Origin of the sequence: Porphyrobacter sp. SLTP (assembly GCF_009905735.1) — a bacterium.
GTDB lineage: Bacteria > Pseudomonadota > Alphaproteobacteria > Sphingomonadales > Sphingomonadaceae > Erythrobacter.
In genome coordinates this window covers 111006-132130 of sequence record NZ_JAAALE010000003.1, presented here as the reverse complement: position 1 = coordinate 132130, position 21125 = coordinate 111006, and the positions used below count along the sequence as shown (strand labels likewise).

At 62.6% G+C, this 21125-nt stretch carries 16 protein-coding genes; 9 read left to right on the top strand and 7 right to left on the bottom strand.

From position 1 onward, the window contains the following. Positions 1 to 76 precede the first annotated feature (76 nt). Together GVM20_RS03595 and GVM20_RS03590 are read left to right on the top strand one after the other, a co-directional pair. Complete coding sequence (locus GVM20_RS03595) at positions 77 to 1030, top strand: DUF3034 family protein (protein ID WP_353653096.1); 954 nt, start codon at positions 77 to 79, stop codon at positions 1028 to 1030. Between the two features lie 22 nt (positions 1031 to 1052). Further along, positions 1053 to 1589: a group I truncated hemoglobin gene (locus tag GVM20_RS03590; RefSeq protein WP_234031828.1), complete on the top strand. Its 537-nt coding sequence runs from the start codon at positions 1053 to 1055 to the stop codon at positions 1587 to 1589. Positions 1590 to 1755: 166 nt separating this feature from the next. Here GVM20_RS03590 and GVM20_RS03585 read toward each other — a convergent pair whose 3' ends face one another. Then, a complete protein-coding gene (locus tag GVM20_RS03585; protein ID WP_166545939.1) occupies positions 1756 to 2367 on the bottom strand; it encodes a response regulator in 612 nt (203 codons plus the stop codon). Beyond that, the gene (locus GVM20_RS03580; protein WP_166545938.1) at positions 2355 to 4829 is read right to left on the bottom strand and encodes a hybrid sensor histidine kinase/response regulator; all 2475 of its coding nucleotides are present in this window, start codon (positions 4827 to 4829) and stop codon (positions 2355 to 2357) included. The genes GVM20_RS03585 and GVM20_RS03580 overlap by 13 nt, the downstream gene beginning before the upstream one ends. Before the next feature lie 283 nt (positions 4830 to 5112). Here GVM20_RS03580 and GVM20_RS03575 point away from each other — a divergent pair, with 283 nt between their 5' ends. The 5 genes from GVM20_RS03575 to GVM20_RS03555 all read left to right on the top strand — a co-directional run bounded on the left by GVM20_RS03575 (position 5113) and on the right by GVM20_RS03555 (position 11232). Then, positions 5113 to 5604: a DUF4402 domain-containing protein gene (locus GVM20_RS03575; protein ID WP_166545937.1), complete on the top strand. Its 492-nt coding sequence runs from the start codon at positions 5113 to 5115 to the stop codon at positions 5602 to 5604. A gap of 106 nt (positions 5605 to 5710) precedes the next feature. Continuing rightward, positions 5711 to 6532, top strand: a complete 822-nt coding sequence (locus GVM20_RS03570; RefSeq protein WP_166545936.1) for a fimbrial biogenesis chaperone — start codon at positions 5711 to 5713, stop codon at positions 6530 to 6532. A gap of 27 nt (positions 6533 to 6559) precedes the next feature. Beyond that, entirely contained in the window at positions 6560 to 9154 is a 2595-nt protein-coding gene (locus tag GVM20_RS03565; RefSeq protein WP_166545935.1) for an MSCRAMM family protein, read from the top strand. 233 nt (positions 9155 to 9387) lie between these two features. Then, positions 9388 to 10995 carry an FAD-NAD(P)-binding protein gene (locus tag GVM20_RS03560; protein ID WP_166545934.1) on the top strand — a complete coding sequence of 536 codons (1608 nt, stop codon included), beginning with the start codon at positions 9388 to 9390 and terminating at the stop codon, positions 10993 to 10995. An 87-nt stretch (positions 10996 to 11082) separates the two neighbouring features. Beyond that, positions 11083 to 11232 carry a hypothetical protein gene (locus GVM20_RS03555; RefSeq protein WP_166545933.1) on the top strand — a complete coding sequence of 50 codons (150 nt, stop codon included), beginning with the start codon at positions 11083 to 11085 and terminating at the stop codon, positions 11230 to 11232. Positions 11233 to 11241: 9 nt separating this feature from the next. Here GVM20_RS03555 and GVM20_RS03550 read toward each other — a convergent pair whose 3' ends face one another. Beyond that, positions 11242 to 12936, bottom strand: a complete 1695-nt coding sequence (locus GVM20_RS03550) for a DUF885 family protein (RefSeq protein WP_166545932.1) — start codon at positions 12934 to 12936, stop codon at positions 11242 to 11244. Positions 12937 to 13239: 303 nt separating this feature from the next. Continuing rightward, complete coding sequence (locus GVM20_RS03545) at positions 13240 to 13863, bottom strand: response regulator transcription factor (RefSeq protein WP_166545931.1); 624 nt, start codon at positions 13861 to 13863, stop codon at positions 13240 to 13242. A 294-nt stretch (positions 13864 to 14157) separates the two neighbouring features. Here GVM20_RS03545 and GVM20_RS03540 point away from each other — a divergent pair, with 294 nt between their 5' ends. Next, entirely contained in the window at positions 14158 to 14775 is a 618-nt protein-coding gene (locus tag GVM20_RS03540) for a PilZ domain-containing protein (protein ID WP_166545930.1), read from the top strand. Between the two features lie 748 nt (positions 14776 to 15523). Beyond that, on the top strand, positions 15524 to 15916 hold the full coding sequence (locus GVM20_RS03535) for a hypothetical protein (RefSeq protein WP_166545929.1): 393 nt from the start codon (positions 15524 to 15526) through the stop codon (positions 15914 to 15916). Positions 15917 to 15941: 25 nt separating this feature from the next. Here GVM20_RS03535 and GVM20_RS03530 read toward each other — a convergent pair whose 3' ends face one another. The 3 genes from GVM20_RS03530 to GVM20_RS03520 all read right to left on the bottom strand — a co-directional run bounded on the left by GVM20_RS03530 (position 15942) and on the right by GVM20_RS03520 (position 21079). After that, complete coding sequence (locus GVM20_RS03530; protein ID WP_166545928.1) at positions 15942 to 16868, bottom strand: GGDEF domain-containing protein; 927 nt, start codon at positions 16866 to 16868, stop codon at positions 15942 to 15944. 284 nt (positions 16869 to 17152) lie between these two features. Continuing rightward, positions 17153 to 19819 carry a PAS domain-containing hybrid sensor histidine kinase/response regulator gene (locus tag GVM20_RS03525; protein WP_166545927.1) on the bottom strand — a complete coding sequence of 889 codons (2667 nt, stop codon included), beginning with the start codon at positions 19817 to 19819 and terminating at the stop codon, positions 17153 to 17155. A 267-nt stretch (positions 19820 to 20086) separates the two neighbouring features. After that, on the bottom strand, positions 20087 to 21079 hold the full coding sequence (locus GVM20_RS03520; protein ID WP_234031827.1) for a hypothetical protein: 993 nt from the start codon (positions 21077 to 21079) through the stop codon (positions 20087 to 20089). Between the last annotated feature and the right edge of the window lie 46 nt (positions 21080 to 21125).

Here is a 21125-nt window from a genome sequence, read left to right as displayed (position 1 = left end):
TTACCAAGTGTCGTTAACTGGTCCGGGGATGACTTCGATCCCCTCTTGCCTACTAGCGCTCGCGCAAGCAGCGGCGGTGCCAGTCGCGCCGCTGCCCGCCGAACCGCCGCAAATCGCCTATGCTCCGGTGCTCGATGCCGAGGTTGAGACCGCGCCAACCCAGCGTGCGCTGCAACCGGTGCGCACCGCCACAGCCTTTGACGAGGACGGCGTTCAGACGGGAAAGCCGCGCCTGTTCAAGGGCGGTAAGTTGCTTCTGACAAACGGAATTTCCACCGTCGAGGGTTCGTCGGGTGGCGGGATCGCGCGTTGGGCGACGATTGCAGGGCGCCAGATGCCGGGCGGCGTCGGACTCTCGGCCCATGCCACCGCGGTCGAATTGCCGGACTATGGCTGGCGGTCCTACGGCGTCGCTGTGGGCTTTGGCGACCGGCTAGAGCTGAGCGTATCGCGCGCCGATTTCGACACCCGTGATGTCGGCGCGGCGTTGGGAATCGGGCAAGGCTATACCTTCAACATGGACACCTTCGGCGCGAAACTGCGGGTCGCCGGCGATGTCGTCTATGGCGCGTCATGGCTGCCGCAGATCGCCGTCGGCCTTGAGCACAAGCGCAGCCGCGATGGCGCGCTGGTCCGCGCGCTCGGCGCTGCGGATAACGAGAGCACGGATTTCACGCTAAGCGCGACCAAACTGGTGCTGGCGAGGAGCGTGCTGGTCAATGCGACGCTGCGCTATACCGAGGCGAACGAGCTAGGCCTGCTCGGCTTCGGGACGGCTGCGGGGGCGGGCTACGACCTGCAATTCGAAGGATCATTGGGCTACCAGCTCTCGCGCCGCGCGGTGGTGGGAGCGGAATATCGCTCCAAGCCCGACAATCTCGGGCTGGGGGATGATGACTGGATGGACATCTTCGCAGCCTACGCCCTGACCGATCACCTGACCTTGACGGCGGCCTATGTCGATCTCGGCTCGATCGCCACATTCTCCGATCAGCGCGGCGGGTTCCTGTCCGCGCAGGTCGCCTTCTGATCCTGCTTCGGGAGTTCTCACGATGCTGCTGACCGCCACTGCTTCTGCCGTCCTGATGCTGCTGCAACAGGCCCCCGCTGAAGGGACTGACTGGGACGCCGAATTCGGGGTCGAGGTGAAGGAGCGCGATCCTGTCACCGGGGAGATTCCCGTCGAACCCTATGCGCAGTCCAACGCCAATGCCGGGGCGACGCCCTATGATAGCGCCGGGCTGGCGCGTGATTTCGGCGGGCGGGAAGGCATTGCCCGAATCGCTGCACGCACGGTCGATCTCAGCGAGGCCGACCCGCGCATCGCCGCGATCTTCGCCGCGCATGACATGGTCCGCCTCAAGCGCACCTTGGGCGAACAGTTCTGCTACCTGCTCGGCGCGGGCTGCGATTATTCCGGCCGCGACATGCGTACCGCTCACGCCGAGATGGGCGTCACCAAGGCCGACATGAACGCACTGGTCGAAAACCTGCAAACCGCCATGCGCGAAGCAGGCGTGCCGTTTGCAGCGCAAAATCGCCTGCTGGCGAAGCTCGCACCGATGTCAGGCCAAGTGGTCGAGCGATAGTGCCGCCGTTGGTGGATGGGCGGCTGCCAACCTGACCAAACGGGGCGCTGCAAGGTGGAGGGCGCCCCGGTCATCGCCGAGGATATCCGCACGTCTGCGCAGCTGTGATCAGAACGGCGGCGGTATTGTCTTGGTCACGGCAGGTGCCCTGCCCAAGTGATGGTGGCTAGCACAGCGCCCGTTCGCGCGCGATCATCGCTGCGTGGGTGCGATTCTTGGCGCCGAGTTTGCGGCAGATCAGCTTGACGTGGAGCTTGATGGTCGGCTCGCGCAGGTCGAGGTCGCGGGCGATTTCCTTGTTGGCGTGACCAGCACACAGGCCGGCAAGCACCTGCCGTTCGCGCGGGGACAGGCCTGAGGCTTGCTCGACCGGGGCCTGCGAGGGACGGTGGAGGTCGATCGGCATATAAGTCTCGCCCGCTGCCATGAAACGGATCGCGTTGACGAGCGAGCGCGCGGGCAGGGTCTTGGGGAGGTATCCCGCCGCGCCGGAGGCCAGCACTCGCTCGGCCACGCCCGGCGGGGCGAGACCGCTCATCAGCGCTACCGGCCGTCCGAAGCTGGCTGCCAGCGCGCGGTCGAGCCCCTCATAGCCGTCCATCCCCGGCATCCCGTAATCGAGCACCACCAGATCATAGGGCGGCGCGGCTTCGGCGATGTTCACCAGCGCCGCGGGCAGATCGGCGACCGTGTCGACCGCGAACCCGCCCTCGGCTTCGAGGTAGGAGCGCAGCACATCGCGTAGCAATTCGTGATCGTCAGCAATCAGGATACGCATGCATTTCTCCGTTCGCGTGCCGCCGCTATGGCCGCTGCTGCCGAACTGGCCAGCCGCGCGGCGCTGGTGGGCTTGCCCAGCACGCCATCAAAAACCCCGTCGGGCCCCTGGTGCAACTGGTGCACCCGCGGCAGGGCGGTCAAAAGCAGGATCGGCAAGTCGTTGCGGTGCTTGCGCAAGGTCTTGGCCAGCTGCGCGCCGTTCATGCCGGGCATGTCGTAATCGGTAATCACGAGATCCCAGCCGGTTGGATCATCGCAGATCACCGCGATCGCGTCGGCCGGATCAAGGCAGGGGCCGACTTCGACGCCGAGCTGTTCGAGCATCTCCGCCAGAGTATCGACAACAGCAGGGTTATCATCGACCACCAACACCGCCTTCCCCAAGAGGCCCGGGCCAGCGCGCAACGGGGCATCGCTGCCCACAGCCGGACCTCTGACGCCGCCCGGTTCGAGCGGCCACCAGATTTCAAACACGGTGCCGCAGCTCGGCCAGCTCTGGATCGCGAGCGCGCCGTTGTTGCTGGCGATGATCCCGGCCACCACAGCCAGTCCCAGCCCGGTCCCTGCCTCGCCCTTGTGAGTGAAGAAGGGCTCGAACACCTGTTCCAGTTCCTCGGGCCTGATGCCGATGCCGGTATCACTGACCCGGATCAGCGCAGCGGGAACTTCGGGCACCGTGCCAAGAATCAACTTGCCGGTGGGCTGGATGCCATCAGCACTGAGCACTTCGAGCTTGATCCGCGCCGTCTCGCCCGGGCGCAGGGCGTCGCGGGCGTTGAGCACAAGGTTCAGCACCACCTGATTGAGCTCGGTATCATCGGTCAGCGCCATCAGCGGCGCGGACGGCAGCTCCAGCTCGATCCGGTGAAGCGGATCGGTCAGGCTAGGTGAGACGAGATCGCGCACATCCCACACGGTGCGGCGCAGATCGACCAGCTTGGGGTGCGGCGTGCGGCGGCCCAGCGTCAGCAGCTTTTCGACCAGACCCGCGGCCGTGGTCGCCGCCGACTGGATGCGCAGCGCATGGTGGCGCACGCGGTTGTCATCGATATGGCGCAGCAGTTCGGCGGTGCCGGAAATCGCGGCGATCAGATTGTTGAAATCATGCGCGATGCCGCTCGCGAGCTGACCGACGACTTCCTGCCGCTGAGCCAGCATCAGCTGTTCGCGCAGGCGGGCCTTCTCGCGCTCCATGCCGCGCCGGTCGCCGACATCCCGCGTGACGCAGACGATCCCGCCCTCGGGTGCGAGGGAGAGAGCGATTTCCTGTTCGATCGGGGTGCCATCGGCCTTCAGCCCCTGCGTCTCGCCGCGCCATTGGCCTTGCGCAAACAGGATCGGCATCGCTTCATCATTGATACGTTGGGCTTCAAGCGGATCATAGAGCGTGGTCCACGGACGGCCCACCAGCGCCGCCGGATCGGCGTAGCCGAACATCGCCGCGTGGGCGCTGTTCATGAAGATGAAGTCGCCCGCCGCGTCGGTGAGCGCGATCCCGTCATCCGAGGCCTGGATCGCCGCCACCTGCCGGGCCAGCCGGGCTTCGGTCGCGACGCGATCAGCCTCGGCCGCCTTGCGCGCCGAAATGTCGCGGATGATCGCGGCAAAGCCCGCCGGGGTCCGGTCATCGCTGCCTTCCTCGGGCCACATCGCCAGCGAGAGTTCGACCGGGATTTCATGGCCCGCCTTGCACAGCGCAGGCACTTCGACTGTCTGTCCCACCAACTTTGACGGTTCTCTGGCGCGCATCCGCGCGACGCCGGCATGATGCCCTTTGCGGTGCACCTGCGGAATGATGAGATCGAGGCTCTGGCCCAACGCTTCGGCTGCGGACCAGCCGAACATCGCCTCCGCCGCGCGGTTCCACAAGGTGATGCGGCTGTGCGCATCGGCGCAGACAAAGGCATCCGTGGTGGTCTGAGCGATCAGCTGGGCGATGCGCCGCTCCTGCCGGGCATTGCGTCCTTCAAGCAGGCTGACCACCTGGCGGGCCATAAGCTGAAGGATCTCAGCCTCGCGTTCTGACAGGCCTGCGCGTGGTTCCGTGTCGATCACGCACAGCGTGCCAACCTTGTGCCCATCGGCCAGCATCAGCGGTGCGCCGGCATAAAAGCGGATATGCGGTGCGCCGGTCACCAGCGGGTTTTTGGCAAAGCGTGGATCGGCGGTCGCATCGGGCACCACCATGACGCCCTCACCCGCGATCGTATGCCCGCAGAAGCTATCGTTGCGACAGGTCTCCGATGCCTCCAGCCCATAGCGCGACTTGAACCACTGGCGGGTCGCATCAACCAGGCTGATCAGCGCCGTCGGCGTATCAAAGCGGTCAGCGGCCAGCCGGGTGATGACATCGAGCTCAGCCTCGGGCGGTGTGTCCAGCACATCAAGGCGATGCAGCGCGGCCAGCCGATCGGGCTCGTCATAGGGAATCGGCGGAAGGGTGAAATCAGGCTCAAGCATGGCGGGTGCAGTCCGGTCAGAAGGGTTGCATCAATCAGGAGCCTTGAGTGGGTGACGCGCGTAGCCCGCGCAATCCGGCCTTATGGGGCACAAACCTTATCCTTTCGTATAGGTGACCCTGTTCCTTCGCAGATTCCGCTATCCCTTGGGTGCACGCGGTTAACCCTTCCGCGCCGCCAATTATCCCCTCGCGACAATGACAGGCCGGGTCCGGATCGGCATTTGGGGTTCAGCCACGGCACGACGCCGCTGGACATGACCAAGACCAAAAAGGACCAATGAAATGAACAAGATGTTTGCTATTGCCACTGTGCTCGCTTCGTTCGCCGCTGCCACTTCGGCTCAGGCTCAGTCGGCTGATGCCGGCGCTGGCGCGAAGATCATCGCTCCGCTCGAAATCAGCAACGTGACCGACCTTTACTTCGGCACCATCGCGCCTTCGACGACCGTCGCTGACAGCGTTGTCGTGCTGGCCGACGGCAGCCGCAAGTGCGGCCCGGCGCTGACCTGCCTGACCGCCGACCACACCGCTGCCGCTTTTGCGGTGACCGGTGAAGCCGACGCCTTCTATACGATCGCCCTCCCCAAGGAGATCAAGATCGTCAACGACAAGGGCACCGCGATGCGCGTTTCGGACTTCAACGGTTCGAAGGACGGCGGCCAGCTGCTCAAGGGCGAAGACAGCTTCACCGTCGGCGGCACGCTCGACGTTGGCGTCCGTCAGGAAGCCGGCAAGTACACCGGTAGCTTCACCGTCGCGGTGGAATACCAGTAAGCCCTCCGTGGCAGGGGGGACGGGAGCCGCGCATTCCCCCGCGCGGCTCCCGGATCCCCTGATCCACGAACAAGACCAACCCCTGCCCATGTAAGGTCTTCATCCCATGATCCGCTTTCCCATTGCCGCCTCGCTGATTGCGGCGATTGCCGCCCCTGTGCCTGCCGCTGCCGAACTGCTGGTCGCCCCCACCCGTGTGGTGCTGACCCCCGAGGCGCGCTCGACCGAGCTGGTGCTGGTCAACAAGGGCACCGAAACCGCTGCCTTCCGTATCAACATCGAAAACCGCCGGATGCGGGAAGATGGCAGCCTTGAAGACGCAGGCGAGGCCCGTCCTGGCGAACAATTCGCCGACGACAAGCTGCGCTATTCCCCCCGCCAGCTGGTGCTGGAACCCGGTGCGCGCCAGGTGGTGCGGATCATGGCGAGCGCGCCGGGCGAACTCGCGCCGGGTGAATACCGCTCGCACCTGCGTCTGATGTCCGCGCCTGTCAGCGCCGGGACCACCCAGATTGCGGGCGAGCCTGCCGCCGACAACAGCCTTTCGATCGAACTCGTAGCGATCCGCTCGATCACCATTCCCGTGATCCTGCGCGTTGGCGCACTCGACGCGAGTGTCACGATGGACGCCGCCGCGATGGCAGATAATGCGCCCGATCAACTGGTGGTGCGCCTCAATCGTTCGGGCACCCGCTCGACCTATGGCGATGTCAGCCTGACCGTTGCGGGCGAAAAAGCCCCCGCCTGGCTGGTGCGCGGCGTTGCGATCTACACCCCCAACACCAGCCGCGATGTGATCGTCCCGCTGCCCGCCGATGTGCGCGCCAAGCTGGCCGGCAAGACAGTGCGGATTGACTACACTTCGACTGACGCGGGTGATCCGGCCAATGCCGGAAAGCTGCTCGCCAGCCTGACCGCGGCGCTCTGAGCACATGACCTGGCTCGGTAAGCACCCATGTCCCGCCGCCCCCTCTGGCCACTGCGATGGCTGGCGCTCCAGCTGCTGTGCGCAGTCGGACTGGCAGGCGCAGTCGCTGCCCCAGTTCGGGCGCAAGAGATTGGCCTGTTCGACCGGCTGTTCGGCAGCGACCCCGCGGCCGAGCGCGCCGGTCAGGCCGCTGACGGGCTCGCCCTTCCGGCCTTATTCGCCGATGGCAAGCTGATCGTCGATGCCATAGCCCTGCATGATCTGGGCGCAGATGGCGGGGCCTGCGTCGCGATCCTCCCGCTGCTCGATGCGCTGGAACTGGCGCATGAACCGGCTGGCGAGCATATCATTCTGACCCTGCCCGAGCCGCGCCGCACAGTCACAATCCCCGCCGCCGCGCTGCTTCCCAGCCCGAGCGGCGCGTGCCTACCGCTGACCGATGTGGCGGCTTACCTCCCGATGAGCCTCAGCCATGACACAGTCAGCCAGCGACTGCTGATCGCCTCCACGGCCGCGCTGCCGGTGCTGATGCGCCTCGCACGCGAAGAACGGCAAGCGCGGCTGCGGCCCGAGAGCTCCCGCCCCCGTTACGCGCTGCTCGCCCGCCCGGAGGGCGCAGTGAAGCTGTGGAGCGCCGATCTTGGCGCCGGGATCGCCATGACTCCTCAAGGCCAGCAGGTCTCCGCCAATCTGCTTGCCAGCGGCGCGCTGTTCGGGCTTGCCGGACGGGTCGGTGTTGCAGTCACCAACGACGGCCGCATCACCCCCGGTTTCACGCTCTCCGACGCGCGCGACACGCCTGACCTGCTGGGCCCGCTCGGCGCGCGCAGCTTGGCGCTTGGCGATATTGCCGCGCCTGCCCAGCCGTTGATCGCCGACGCGCTATCGGGACGCGGGCTCGTCATTTCATCACGCGCGCCGTGGCGGGCGGATCTGGTCGACACCATCACCCTCACCGGCCCGCTCCCGCAAGGCTGGGAGGCCGAGCTGTGGCATGAGGAACGCCTTGTCGCGGTCACCCGCGAACCTGACGCCGCCGGGCAATGGCAGTTCGGCGACATCCCCGTTCGCATCGGTGAGAACCGCTGGGTGGTGCGCCTCTACGGCCCCAATGGCGAGATGAGCGAAGAGGTCTTCACCCGGCTCGTCGGCACCGAAATGAACGCCGAGAACGAGATCGGTTACAGCTTCGGCCTTGTTGACGGCGGAAAGCCGCTGCTTGGCGAAACGCTGGCGGACGAGCCCGCTGGTCCGACCGCCTTTGCCAGCCTCGACTGGGGCATGGCGCCGGATGTGACCGCACGGCTTGATGTGCGCGCGGGTACGCAGGGGCAACCGGCCGTCGCACTCGGCTTCAACGGGGCGCTGGGCGGCGGGCTCTGGGCTGTGACCGGCGCGCGTGACCGGGCGGGCGGCTATGGCGGCGCCCTGCGGCTCGCGCGGCGGATCGGGTCGCAGGATCTGGTGCTCGACCTCGCCCAGCATGGCCGCGACGATGGCCCCGGCCTGCCGCCGCAGGTGCGCGAATTTGCGCAGGTGATGACAGTGAGCGGACAGGGCCGGATCGGTCTTGGCCGCCTCAGCCTGCCCTGGCAGGCGCGGGTGCAGACCGGCGCACTGCGGCGCGGCGGCGAACGTCACATCGCTGTGGCGCGGATGGTGCTGCCGATGGCCGACTGGCAGGCAAACCTCGCGCTGGGCGCGGTTCGCGAAGGCAGTGCGCCGTGGCAAGGCACGGCCGCGCTCGGCGTGACCGCGCGCCGGGGTGACTGGCGGCTGCGGAGCGGCATCACCGCCTCGGACCGGAACGGCTGGCGGATCGACGGTGCCAACCTCAGCGCGGCGCGCAAGCTGGGCGCAGGCAATCTCGCGCTCGATCTCGATTGGCAGGCGGACAGCGGCACAATCGGCGGCGGGGCAACCTTCAGCCAGCAGTTCGGCCCGCTCGGCCTCAGCGCTTCGGCGGGGCGCGAAGGCGAAGGTTGGCGCGCTGGCATCGGGTTGACGCTCGGCCTGTGGCGCGGGCCAAACCGCTGGCGCACGGCCCCGGCCGGGATTGCTCGCAGCGGCGCGATCATGGCGGAGATGTTTGTCGACGAAGATGGTGACGGTGCACGCGGAGCTGCGGAAGAAGGCGTCTCCGGCGGTCGCTTCATCGTAGGCGCGGCGCTGCGGCGCGAGGAAACGGCTGCGGACGGCACAGTCCTGATCGGCGGGATCGCGCCGGGGCCGGATGTCGATATCGAGACGCAGATGTCCTCGCTCACCGACTTTACCTTGCGACCCGCGCGCGTTGGCGACCGCCTTGCCCTGCGCCCGGGCGAGATCCGCCACGTGCCCGTCGCGCTATCTCCGACCGGGAGCATCGAGGTGCAGGTGCTGCTCGTCGCCAATGACCGGCAGACCCCGCGCTCGGGCGTCCCGGTGGTGCTGCGCAATTCTGCTGGCGATGAGGTCGCGCGCGCGATCACCGATTTTGACGGTTACGCCCTGTTCGATGGGTTAGGGTTTGGAAGCTGGCAGGTCGAAGCAGGTACGCAGTCGTCAGCCCCGATTACCCTGTCGCGCGCCGATCCCGATGCACGCCGAAGCCTTCTGATCTCGCCCGCACCTGTCAGCTGAAACATTGCCGGGCCACCCCCACCATGCTTGTGCCTTACGGCGGCTATCAGAGGTTCGCTTTGCGAAACCCACGCTCCGAGAACAACGCTGAGGCGGGATTTTTCCTCGCTGGCTCGTGATCAACCAACGCGTTGCTTGCTTATTCCTGAAAGCAGGCAGATGCTCAGTTCGGTCCATGTAAGGAATGCGGTCACCGATGACGGCGCATTTCCCTAGTCTAAAGAGCGATTTCTATGAACGACATGGCCGTTGTTGGCTCTGGGCCTACGGGGATTTACACCGTCGCGGCCTTGGTGGCCAAAGGAGATCCGATCGAAATCACGGTGTTCGAGCAGGGTGAGCAGGCCGGTGTCGGGATGCCTTACGACGATGACGCGAACACGCGGTTGATGCTTGCCAATATCGCGAGCATCGAAATCCCGCCCATCGGCGCCACCTATCTTGAATGGCTGAGCGCCCAATCCGCAGATTGGCTCGGCCGCTACGGCGTCGACAAAGGCAAGCTGCATGACCGGCAGTTTCTCCCTCGGATTTTGCTGGGCCAATACTTCCGGGATCAGCTCCTTTGGCTTGTTGAGCAGGGCCGAGAGCGTGGCATCACCATCAACATCAGGGAGAACTGCCGCGTCATCGATCTTGAGGCACGCACAGACAGCGTTGCCCTATGGACCGAGACCGATCAGGCGCCGCTATGTTTTGATCGCGTCGCCATTGCGACAGGCCACGTCTGGCCCGATGCGGACGAGGCGACGCGGGCCTATTACCCCAGCCCGTGGTCTGGTCTGGTCAATGACAGCATTCCCCCATGCGACATTGGGATCATGGGGACATCACTCAGCGCAATTGACGCGGCCATGGCCGTGGTGTCGCAACACGGGGATTTTGGCGAAAGCGAGGATCAGAGCGTCACCTTCGCGTTGCACCCTGACAGCGCCGATCTGACAATCACGCTGATGTCGCGTACCGGCATTTTGCCTGAAGCCGACTTCTATTGCCCGATCCCGTACGAGCCGCTCGTTCGCGCCACACCCGATGCCGTCAAGGCGGAAATCGACAAAGGCAGCGCGGGATTGCTGGACCGGTGCTTTGCGCTGTTTGCGGAAGAAATTGCTCTGGCCGATCCGTGGTGGGCCGCGCGCGTTTCACTCAGCGAGCGCAGCCCCGACGATATCGCCGACGCCTATTTCGCCGATCGCGTTGCGCATGACGCGCTTCGCTGGGCGCAGTTCAATCTCGCCGAAGTCGAGCACAACAAGCGCAATCGCATCACGGTCCCTTGGCGCTATGCGATCCTGCGGATGCATGAGGTCTTTCAGGACATCGTCCCCTTCCTCGATGATGCGGATAGGGACCGCTTCGATTCCGGCCTGAGCCGGGTCTTCATGGACAATTATGCCGCGATCCCATCCGAGTCTGTCCGCAGGATCCTGGCGTTGCACAAGGCTGGCGTACTGACGCTCCTGGAGCTTGGACCGGATTACGACAAGGAGGTCACCGATCACGGCACGACGATCAGTGTCGGCGGCACCCATCACGAGTTCGACATATTCATCGACGCCAGAGGGCAAAAACCGCTGGAATCGAAGGACTTGCCATTTCCTCGGCTAAGGGATCAACTGCTTGCTGCCGGAGAGGAGATTCCGTCGGTCGGGAGCGATTACAGCCTTACCCTGCCTGCCGAGGCGCGTGGGCGGATCGCATTGGGGGCCATACCTTACCTCTTGCACGACCAGCCATTTGTTCAAGGCATCACGGCTGCCGCAGAGATCGGGCCGAAGATGGCGCAAATGTCCCCGACCCTCGCGTCTCGTTTGCGCAGAATGCTTTTTCCGGCGTTTTGAGGCTGCAGCGTTGAGCGAGTGCGGCCGCCAGACCGGAGTGGCGGGGATGGTATGGCTGCCGCCGAAATGTGATCGCGGCTCACGGGCGTGGGCTGTGCGGTCACGCTCGACGGGGCAGTGCTTCAGCACGGCGCGCTGTTCGAGGCCAGCTGGCGCGAGATATTAAGCTGGCCCGCGGCTGAAGACGGAAAAGACGTCGCCGGCTTTTCGATCTTCAACGTCCTGCGGCGAATCTGAGGCGAACACCTATTCTTGCGGGATTGGCGGGGTCTTCCAGAACAGCGCGACTTCGTCATCCAGCCCCGTCATTTCGTAGCGAATGAGGGCGATGGGTAGCCTTCCAGCGGCCAGAAAGGTGTCGTGGAATTCCCTCAGCGAAAACCGCTCGCCCAGCTGCTGCGACCGGTCGGCCAGCAGCGCGTCCATCTGTAGCTTGCCGATCGTATAGGCGATCCCGTAGCCCGGCGGGCGGCGCAGGTAGATTTCCGCGTCGACGCGCGCCACGTCCTCGTCAAGCCAGGGCGTCTTTGCGCGCATATAGTCCACCGCCTCGCGCACGTTCCAGCGATTGTGCTGCATGGCGATGTCGGCAGGAACGCGGGCCGCGCGGAAGATGCCGAACAGCTCCATGAACTCGTCAGCGCGCGGCGTGTGCTGCGTGGCCCCTGCCAGCATCAGCGCCTCCTCAAGATAGGTTGCCCAGCCCTCGGCCCGCGCGCCGTCACTATAGCGGCCCCGGATCGGACGCTTATCGCGTTCGCCAAGGACAGCGTCAAAGCGGTGACCGGGAATGACCGCGTGGAGATGGTCAGGGATCGGATCGCGAAACTGGATCTGCTCCCAGAAATTCGGGCCGGTTGGCCGCTCGATCCAGGGCGTATTGCTGCCCAGCTCGCCCACGAATTCAGGGATCGTGATGATGTCCTCACGCACAAGGAACTCACGCACCAGCTGGTCGGTTCGGCGAACCTTCTCCTGCTGCTCTTGCGCGCTTGTGGAGAGGTCAAGCTGCGGCAGGTCGCGATTGCGGTGACGCAGGATGGCGAGCGCGGCGGTCATGCGCTCGTGCTCACGTTCGGCGAGCGTCAGCATTTCCTCCGAGGAGAGGGGGATCATCCGCACATGGCGGATGTACCAGTCGTAGCGCTCCGCACCGACGCCCGCCGGGGCCGTCATGCGTCCGCGCTCGGCCCGCAGCCAGTCGCGAAACGCCATGATCGCGGTCCGCGCCGCCATGACCTGCGGCTCAAGCTCGGGGGCATCGGCCCGGCTGCGCGCCAAGAGGTCATCATACCAGCCAATGATACCGGGCGGCGGAACGGCGCGGTAGGGGTGGTAATGATTGACCCCGTCGCTGTTCTCAAGGTTGAAGACCGCAAGGTCAGCATAGTCGCCCGCCACCTCGGTCAGGTTGGCGCGTGCCGCCGCCAGCATCGGTGGAATGGCGGCGAGCTGTGCCGATAGCCGCGCGCGCACCGGCGCACCTCCTCCCAGATCGGTGAAGGCGACCCGCATCAGGGGATCCAGATAGAAGCCGGGGTCGCGCATCCACGGCCGCAGCACCTCCAGATTGAAGCGGTAGCCGTTCAGCAGCGATTTTACAGCGAGGAAGTCAGCCTGCTGATCACGCGGCCAGCTATCGACCGCCATGCCGGCGAGGCGTTCCTCGAAGCGCGTCAGACCAGCGCGCTTTTCCGCCATGAGCGGGTCAGCATAAATCACGCCGACCCGGGCTCCTGAATCGAGCACCACGCTCGGTGTGAAGGCGGGCACCATGTAGGCTTGGAGTTCCTCATGCACGGCGAGAAGCTCGTCGTAGGTGCCTCTCGGCGCGGCTTGTGCATTCGCCACCGACGCCCAGGCCACGAGGAAAAGAAACGTCAGGAAGTGCCGCATGATTGCCTCCGGTTGCTGGCGGCAGGGTGCGAAGGCGATTGCCATTTGTCCAGTGGGCAAATTGGGCGTGCCAAGAACCGCGCGGCTCTGGTTCCAGCTGGGGAAATTGCGGTCACATCAGACACCATGGCGCTGTCTCGGCCCGTAACAGCCGCAAGGCATCGCCCAAATGCGTTCCGAAGCGTTGCAAAGCGGCCATTTCGGCTAAGAGCGTTTTGTGCTGGTCAAGCGGGGTTTCGCCGAGGGTCGCCGCGTAAGGGACACGGCGGGGGCGTGACTACGCCGCGCGATTTGAGCGTGCTGGCGGCAAGATGATCATCTCGCCTGAAGAAATCCCGCCTATCAGCTTCAGCTGCTCTGCGCGGACTGAAAAATCTTTGCGATGTTGATGAGCTTGCTTTCGCCGAGCTTCTGGATGGCCTGGTGTCGGTAGGATTCGACGGTCCGCACACCCAAGTTGAGCGTGTCTGCGATCTCTTTGTTTCGCATGCCGTCACACGCCAGGCGCATGACTTCGTGCTCGCGTTTGGTCAGGCTTGCGATCAAATCGCGCGCCTCGGAAGCCGAATGCGACTTTTCAACCAAAGGTTTGCTGGAAATCAGCGCGGCTTCAATCTTGGCGATAATGGTTGCGAATGTTCCCGGCTTTTCAATAAAGTCGCGCGCACCATTTTGCATGGCCTCGACGGCGAGGGCCACGTCGCCATGCGAGGTAAAAAAGATCACGGGAATATGCCGACAATGGGGGGGGATCGCCTTCATGGTCGCCATGCCGTCCAGCACCGGCATCCGGAAGTCGAGCAGAATGCAATCCGGCTCCAAGTATTCGAGAGCCTCAAGAAGGTCTGCCCCGCTCGCAAAGGGATGGATACGGTAACCGTGCCGTTCCAGCCCCTTGCTGATGGTCGTCCGGACATCGCGCTGATCATCGACGATCGCGATTAAAGCCCCACTACCCGCCTGATTTTGCATCAGATTTACTTTCAAAGTTCGCGGGAAAATTCCACCATCGCAATATCGTTTGCGCAGTGGGCAATCGAGCGAGGCAAAGCTATAACGCAAATTATAGAATACACCTCTCGCGCGTATGCGCCAAGGCGTAACGAGCAAGTTCGTCCAGATCGACCATTTACGTGGTAAATTATTGATCAATGGCTCCGACAAGGCATTACTGGGTTGGGAGCAAACTTTCTGGTTTTCCTTTGTAAATAAACGTTTGCTGGGCAGAGGAGTTGCCCGGAACGCTTGGATTGGAAAGGACGAAAGATGCTGGACAGGCGGCACGAACCTCGCGCGACGTCGACGTTTAAAAGCGCCTATGTGCGGACCCAGTCGGGCCTGTTTTATGTGACCTTGCGGAATGTGTCCGACTCGGGGGTCTGCCTTGACGCCTATCCGGGTGCCGCTGAGGGCGATGAAATCCAATACTGCTTTGACTCGGCGGGGCCGCGGACCGGGGTTGTGAAGTGGGTGAAGGAGGGGCGCTTTGGCGTGAGTGCGGAACCGGATAGCTTGGTGAACAGCAGTCCCCAAATCTTCCCGCCGCGATCGGTCCGTCTGCCTCTCTCGTTCTCCGCACACCTGTTCGTGAATGGTCGTCAGGAGGGTGTGACGATCAGCAATCTCTCAATTCGGGGCGCGTGCATCAGCAGCCCTTACGAGTTTCGAGCAGGACAATTGGTCTCACTCAAGATTGCGGATCGCTGTTTTGAACTGGCTACAATCCGCTGGGCCCGGCAGGGGTGCGCGGGCGTGCGTTTTGCAGAGCCAATGCATCCCGGTGAGTTTCGTAGTCTCGTCGAAAGGCTGCAACAGCCACCGGTTCATTCGCGGCCACACGCCAGTCCGGCGCAGCAACCGGCCCTCAGTGGCATGACCACGTAATCCTGAGCAGGAAGGCCGCCGCTCGGGTCTCGGCGGCGGTCATGGACGCAGTGAACTGCCGCTACGGAAACCCGTAGTCTTACGGGGTTCGCCCTCACCGTTTTTTTCCGAGCCGACACTATTAACGGTAATGCCTCAACAGCTGGAGCCTCGCCGTTGCGATCTCTCATGATGGCAAATGGCAAGTTACGGGATACCTGAAGTCGAGGCGTAGTAACAAACTGAGTCACGATTTGGTCAAGGTTTCCAGGCGCGTGATGGCTTGGTCTCCACCTGCGCCTGGCGCCTTGACCACCACTCCATCATGCATGGTAGCCCTTTCGGCTCAAATTCCCCTGCTGGTGGCGGGGCGCGCCCTGGCGAGCCGATGAGCTCCCTAGTCTAGACAAAGGCTCGCATCAGGGCGAAGCCCTTATCACATCCTAAAGCCGGGGTAGCAGGGGCCGCGAATTGCAGCGCTGCGCGCCAGTTGCTGATCCTCAACGACGACCCGGCCGACGTGCGGATCGTGGAGATGATGGCGCGTCGGATCGCGCCGTTTTGCCAACCCACTTTTCCTGCCCACGGACGCGGGTCAAAAAGCAATTGGCGCTCTTGCACGTCTACGGGCCGGTCGCTGCCCGCTCTTTGGTTAACCTGCAGTTGCGGCATTTTCCCGTACCAGTCATTGGGTCACAGGCTACGCTTTCCGAGGTAAAACCACGTAGTCTTCCCAGTCTATCGCATAGGCATGGTGAAGGGACAGGGCGTGAAGCGTTGGGCGGAATCCTCTCTAAGCGGGCTCGGAGCGCTCACCGCGCTCATCGTCTTTTCTGAGGCAGCCAAGGCCGGATCGCGGTTCGAGACGACCCCGATAGCCAGCACGAAAGCGTCAGCACAGCTGGATTTCACCATCGTGATCCCCGAGACGATTTATGTAGGCTCGGCATCGGCGGCTGGTGACAAGGACACACCAAAGCCGTTGGCGGGAAGATCTCCTGAGGGCGTAAAGCCCGGCGCGCCATATGTCGTTCTAACAAATGGCGGAACACTTGCTTTCGCGCCAGCAGGCATGGGTGTGGCGCGTTCCGCAGAAATGGGCAGCCAAAGCGAGCCTTCCGAAACGCCGGCGACCCGGGCATATCTTGTGGCCATGCCCTGAGTTCAGAACCGTTTCAAAGCCACTCTCAAGCCGCTAAAGTGCCTTCAGGCGTATCATCACTTCTTGCAAGTCCGGTGGCGCGCCGGGCCGAACGCACAGCGGCTCGCTGTTGACCATCGGAACTGGTGCTCGAAGCGGGAGGTGCGAACGCTTGCATGTCGCCCTCAATCGAAATTGCCATCATCATGCCAACCTGAGCCTTCTTGGCATGATACATCAACGTGTCCGCTTGCTTGAGTTCGGCGTCGATAGACTTTGAACCCTGCGGCAAAACCAGCACACCCAAGCTGCAGCGTATATCAACCTCTCCCTTGAGAGGATCGAGATTGAGTGCGTCATTCAGCCGCTTTGCCACCAATTCCGCGGCATGAGCGTCCCGCACTTTCAGAATGATCGCGAATTCATCGCCACCTATTCGGGCGAAGATATCGTCCTTCCTGATTGCGCTCTTAATGCGATGTGCCAAGCCGCCAAGCGCGCGGTCTCCGGCATCATGGCCAAACTGATCGTTGATCAGCTTGAGGCCATCGACATCGGCATACACCAAGACAGTCAGGCCTGTTCGGCTTCCTCCGCTCTCGATGGCCTCGAAGAATGCCTTCCGATTGAGGGCTCCGGTCAATTGGTCAACTCTCGCGTAGCGCCACTCGAGTTCAAGCGCGGCACGGGCCACGCCCAGCATCAAGACGACCGCCAGCACACTCAGAAATTTCAATACCATGATCAGGGGACTGCCCTCGAGAGCGGGGGCATGACCGTTAAGTATCTGAGTTGAGGCAACAAATAAGCTGAGCAAGAGCGCAAATCTGTTGCCCAAGAACCAAGCGCCAAAGGCGCAAATGACCAATAAAAATGGGCCAAAGGAAACTTCAGAAGCGACGTTGCTCAAGATGATGATGATCAGGGCACAGGCTGTCAGCACGGGCTCGGCAACTGCTTTTGGGACGTGCATGAATAGGGGTTGCCCAAGCCGGATGGCTTGGGGCTGCGCTTTACGCCGGTCGATGTTTCTTCCGGTTCCCATAGGCGAGAGATACCTGAAGCAAGCAAAATTTCTATTAACTTCAGGATGTAATTTCGCTCTTGCAGTCGCGTTCGTGAGTTGACTGCTGCTTGAGCTCAATATCCCGGAACACCGCGCATTTTCGTTGCCAGAAATGACTTACGACTGACAGGAAAAGCGCAAATACGCGCTCCCTGATTTGAGAGGCGCGGCCCAATACCCCGCGAAATCAATCAGTCAGAGATCGCTTTGGCGATGGCATCCTCAAGCTCCTTGGCCCTGTAAGGTTTGCGGAGGATATTGATACTGCTCTGGTCTTCGATACCCAGGTGCTCGAACGCAGCGGCCGGATAACCGGAGGTGAAAAGCACTCTCATCCGCGGGGCGATTTGCTTGGCAGCCTTGCTGAGTTCCTGGCCGTTCATTCCGCCAGGCATGATGATATCAGTATAGAGCAGATCAAACGTCTGCCCTTCCTTCAGGATCGCAAGCGCCGAAACGGCATCGCTCGCCGCAACAACCGCGTATCCGAGCCGCGAAAGCAATCTTTCGACATGCGAGCGCACGTCTGGCTGGTCTTCCACTACCAGAATGCGATGATGCCGGGGCGCAGGGTTGTGCCGCGCCTCAGCAGCGTCATGGGTATCGTGCAAATCGCACCCCGTGCCGGCGGTCAGATAGAGATTGACCGTGGTGCCGACACCCTCCTCGCTATGGATCGTTAAACTGCCGCCCGACTGGGTGATAAAGCCATAGACCGTGCTCAGGCCCAGTCCGGTACCTTTGCCGAACTCCTTGGTCGTGAAATAGGGTTCGACGGCCTTGCTCAAGACATCCGCCGACATACCGCTGCCGGTGTCTGAGAAGGACAAGAGCACATAGCGCCCTGCTGCCAAACCCGATGCATTGGGCACCATGTCATCTGTCACCACATGGTTCTCGCAAAGGATCGAGATTTCTCCGCCATTCGGCATGGCGTCCTTCGCATTCATGGCAAGATTGATGATCGCCTGCTCAAGGCTGTTGGCATCGACATTCGGCTCCCAGATGTTTTCATCAATGCTCCGGGTCACGGAAATACTTTCCGGCAGCCCAGCGCGCAGGAGAGGCCACATGTTATCGAGCAATGCCGCCATATCGACGCGACTTGCCTTCAGCCGGTTTTGTCCGGAAAATGCCAGCAAGCGCTTGGTCAAGGTAGCGGCGTTTTCCGCCGCATGACCGATCAAGGCGACACTTTCGGCATCCGGATCACTGAGGTTGCTCATGCCTAGCAATTCGGCATTGCCGAGGATGATCATCAGCAGATTGTTGAAGTCATGCGCGATGCCGCCGGTCAGCTGCCCGACAGCTTCAAGTGCGCGGGCGCGGCTGTAGCCTTCCTGCTGGCGCTTCAGATTGGTGACGTCGCGCACGCTGCCCAAGACGCGGTAAGCCTTGCCATCGGGACGACGCAGGATGCACGCCTTTACCGCCACATCAATCTTGCGCTGATCCGCGCCCACCACCTGGTATTCTCTCTCCCACTGCGTCGCATTCGATTTCAAGGCTTCGCGATAGGATTGGAGCGTTGCTTCAAGATCCGCCGGATCGATCAGGTCTACCCAGCCATCCGTCGTGACAGGCTCCTGCGGTGCCTCCAAGCCCAGCTTGATGTTCCAATCCGGCGTCATCCACAATCGCCCGGTCTCGAAATTGTGATCCCACAGGATGTCACTGACCGTGTCAGCGATGATCCGGAACCGGGTCTCGGATTCCTCCAGTGCAGCAAGCGCGGCGGAAAGTTGACCAATGTCGGTCGCCGTCCCAATTACGCGCAAGGCCTCGCCTTGCGGATTGCGGACAATGAAGGCCCGGATCACGATATGGCCGATCGATCCATCAGGGCGATTGATCATGTGATCGACGGAAAAGCGCTCTTCGCCTGATGCAATGGCCTTCAGCGTGACATCGCGCACCGCGTGCTGATCGGCTTCCACTGTATTGCGGGCGTCGAGATTGCCGGGGCCCATGATTTCCGGCGGTTCATAGCCATAGACGTTCTTGAACGCTTCGTTGGCACTGAAGGCACCTGTTTCGATGTTCCATTCGAAAATCACATCCTGGCTCGCGCGCGCGGCAAGCTCGAAGCGTTCGCGATATGCGTGGGCGGTTTGCTCGCTTTCGATAAGGCGAGAGACATCGGTAAAGCTCACCAGCACCGCTGCCACATCACCCTTGTCATCATTGGCGAGGAACGCGTCGCAGAGCGCCCAAACGATCTTGCCGTCGAATGTCCGCCTGTGCCCCATCAACACACCTCGCACCGTCGCGCGTTCGCGTAGAGCACGGTAGAACGGGAACTCCGCAGGGGGCATCACCGATCCATCAGGGCGAAGGAACTGCCAGCCACGCTCGACAGTAGCCGCGTCAATCGTGGTATCTCCGGTCAGGCCGAGCATTTCCCTCGCCTTGGGGTTGATGTAGCGGACACGGGAGTCCGGATCACGGATGATAATCCCAGCCAGCACATTCTCGAAGATGAACTCGTAATCCCGCTCCAGCTGGGAGAACCGTGTCAGCGTGCTGCGGTTGGCTGTCACATCGCGCGAAATCCCGATAAAATGGGTTACGCTACCGGTCGCGTCGGTCTCCGGCTTGAATGACAAATGGTTCCAGAAGGCTTCGCCGGATTTGCGGTAATTGAGAATTTCGCCATCAAACGACGTGCCGTTGGCAAGCGCCTCATCAATTCTGGCGATTGTTTCACGATCTGTGTCAGCGCCTTGGATAGCCACGCAGAGTCCATGGTCCAGATCGCTGCGATCAAGGCCGGTGATATCAAGAAACGCCTGATTACAATAAATAATCTGTCGGTCCGGGCTGAACGCCACGACCCCGTCGGAGACAGCGTCCAGCATGTTTGTGTAGAAGGTCCCACCCATTCCCGTCCCCACTCTAGCGCTTAGTTGGAGCAACTGAGCCAAAGGTCGTGGCCGCCAACCATGTCACAGATGACAGTGTTAGCGGATGTGCACCGTTCGAGGGAATTGTTTATTGGGCTATGGTGGGGAGATCCGGCGCGGTGTCTCATCCGAAGGGATGGACGGCCCCCGGTCTGACGGGGCTGTCCTTACCGCCAGCGTCGCGGGACTGGCGGTAAGGAGCGCGATCCATCTGCGCCCGCCTCAACGTGCTCCATTCATGGCGGCGGTGAATTGCGCATTGGTGGCGCTCATCAACTCCGACAGGCCGCTGCGCCAAGCGGCGGGATCGGCTGTCATGGTGTACTTTTTCGAGCTGTTCGTGCCGATACCGCCCAGAAAGCCGATGACGTTGGCCGCGGTGTTGAGCGCCTTTTCGCCGCCACTTTGCGTGTCGGCAAACTCGCCAAACGCACCGCCCACCGCGATCGGTTCCCGCAAGGTGGCTGTGCCGATCTGCCCCTTTGGTGCAAAGACCACGAGCTTGCTCGCTTCGGGCACTGTCGCTAGCCCCGCTTTGACGTTGACCGCCGAGACATTGCGGAAAGCGCCGCCGTAGGTTTCGGCCTGGGCGAAATCGACGACATAGAAGACATTGACCACCGCCTGACCGCTGGTTTTGGCGAATTCCTGCCCTTTCATCGTCATCATGATTGCGCTGCGGGCACCGTTGAATCCGCCGGGGCCCATCAGACCCAGAAATTCGCGTGCGATGAGGGGGCCGCCCCAGCCCGACGGAGCAAACAGCCGGGCCTCGGCTTTGGAATCGCGGCCAAGGATGAGGTCCTTTTCTGCGCCATTCTCCTGAGCCTTGGCGCCGCCTTCAGTGACTGCGGCCAGCACCTGTGCGCGATCCGCGACAGTGTAGCCCGCCGCCGTTATCTGCCGTTCGAAATCGGCGTAGGCCGCATCGGTCGCGGCCTGAAAGTCGGCGTCAGTCAGTCCGGCCAAGGTGCTGCGGGCCGAAGATTTGCCCCCGAAACCCGAGCCCAGTAACCCGCCGCCAGCTTTGGCGCTGTCTCGCCGTTCAATGAGGAAGGCGACCACAAAGCTGCCGACCACCACCTGCTTCGACGCATTCATTGCGGCAGGCTTGTCGATCTTGATGGCCGGCTTGGGGTCCGCACCTTGGGCTGGCAGCGCCAAAGGCCCCGCTACCATGATGGCCAATACTGCGATTGCTAGATACCGTTTCATTCCATTCCCCATTCGACAATCCTGCGCATAGCGCCGGACGTTAATC

Coding starts and splice junctions, on each gene's coding strand:
- GVM20_RS03540 (WP_166545930.1), top strand. CDS start 14,158: ATGCTGGACAGGCGGCACGAACCTCGCGCGACGTCGACGTTTAAAAGC.
- GVM20_RS03575 (WP_166545937.1), top strand. CDS start 5,113: ATGAACAAGATGTTTGCTATTGCCACTGTGCTCGCTTCGTTCGCCGCT.
- GVM20_RS03545 (WP_166545931.1), bottom strand. CDS start 13,863: ATGCAAAATCAGGCGGGTAGTGGGGCTTTAATCGCGATCGTCGATGAT.
- GVM20_RS03520 (WP_234031827.1), bottom strand. CDS start 21,079: ATGAAACGGTATCTAGCAATCGCAGTATTGGCCATCATGGTAGCGGGG.
- GVM20_RS03550 (WP_166545932.1), bottom strand. CDS start 12,936: ATGGCAATCGCCTTCGCACCCTGCCGCCAGCAACCGGAGGCAATCATG.
- GVM20_RS03590 (WP_234031828.1), top strand. CDS start 1,053: ATGCTGCTGACCGCCACTGCTTCTGCCGTCCTGATGCTGCTGCAACAG.
- GVM20_RS03565 (WP_166545935.1), top strand. CDS start 6,560: ATGTCCCGCCGCCCCCTCTGGCCACTGCGATGGCTGGCGCTCCAGCTG.
- GVM20_RS03570 (WP_166545936.1), top strand. CDS start 5,711: ATGATCCGCTTTCCCATTGCCGCCTCGCTGATTGCGGCGATTGCCGCC.
- GVM20_RS03525 (WP_166545927.1), bottom strand. CDS start 19,819: ATGCTGGACGCTGTCTCCGACGGGGTCGTGGCGTTCAGCCCGGACCGA.
- GVM20_RS03580 (WP_166545938.1), bottom strand. CDS start 4,829: ATGCTTGAGCCTGATTTCACCCTTCCGCCGATTCCCTATGACGAGCCC.
- GVM20_RS03530 (WP_166545928.1), bottom strand. CDS start 16,868: ATGCACGTCCCAAAAGCAGTTGCCGAGCCCGTGCTGACAGCCTGTGCC.
- GVM20_RS03560 (WP_166545934.1), top strand. CDS start 9,388: ATGAACGACATGGCCGTTGTTGGCTCTGGGCCTACGGGGATTTACACC.
- GVM20_RS03585 (WP_166545939.1), bottom strand. CDS start 2,367: ATGCGTATCCTGATTGCTGACGATCACGAATTGCTACGCGATGTGCTG.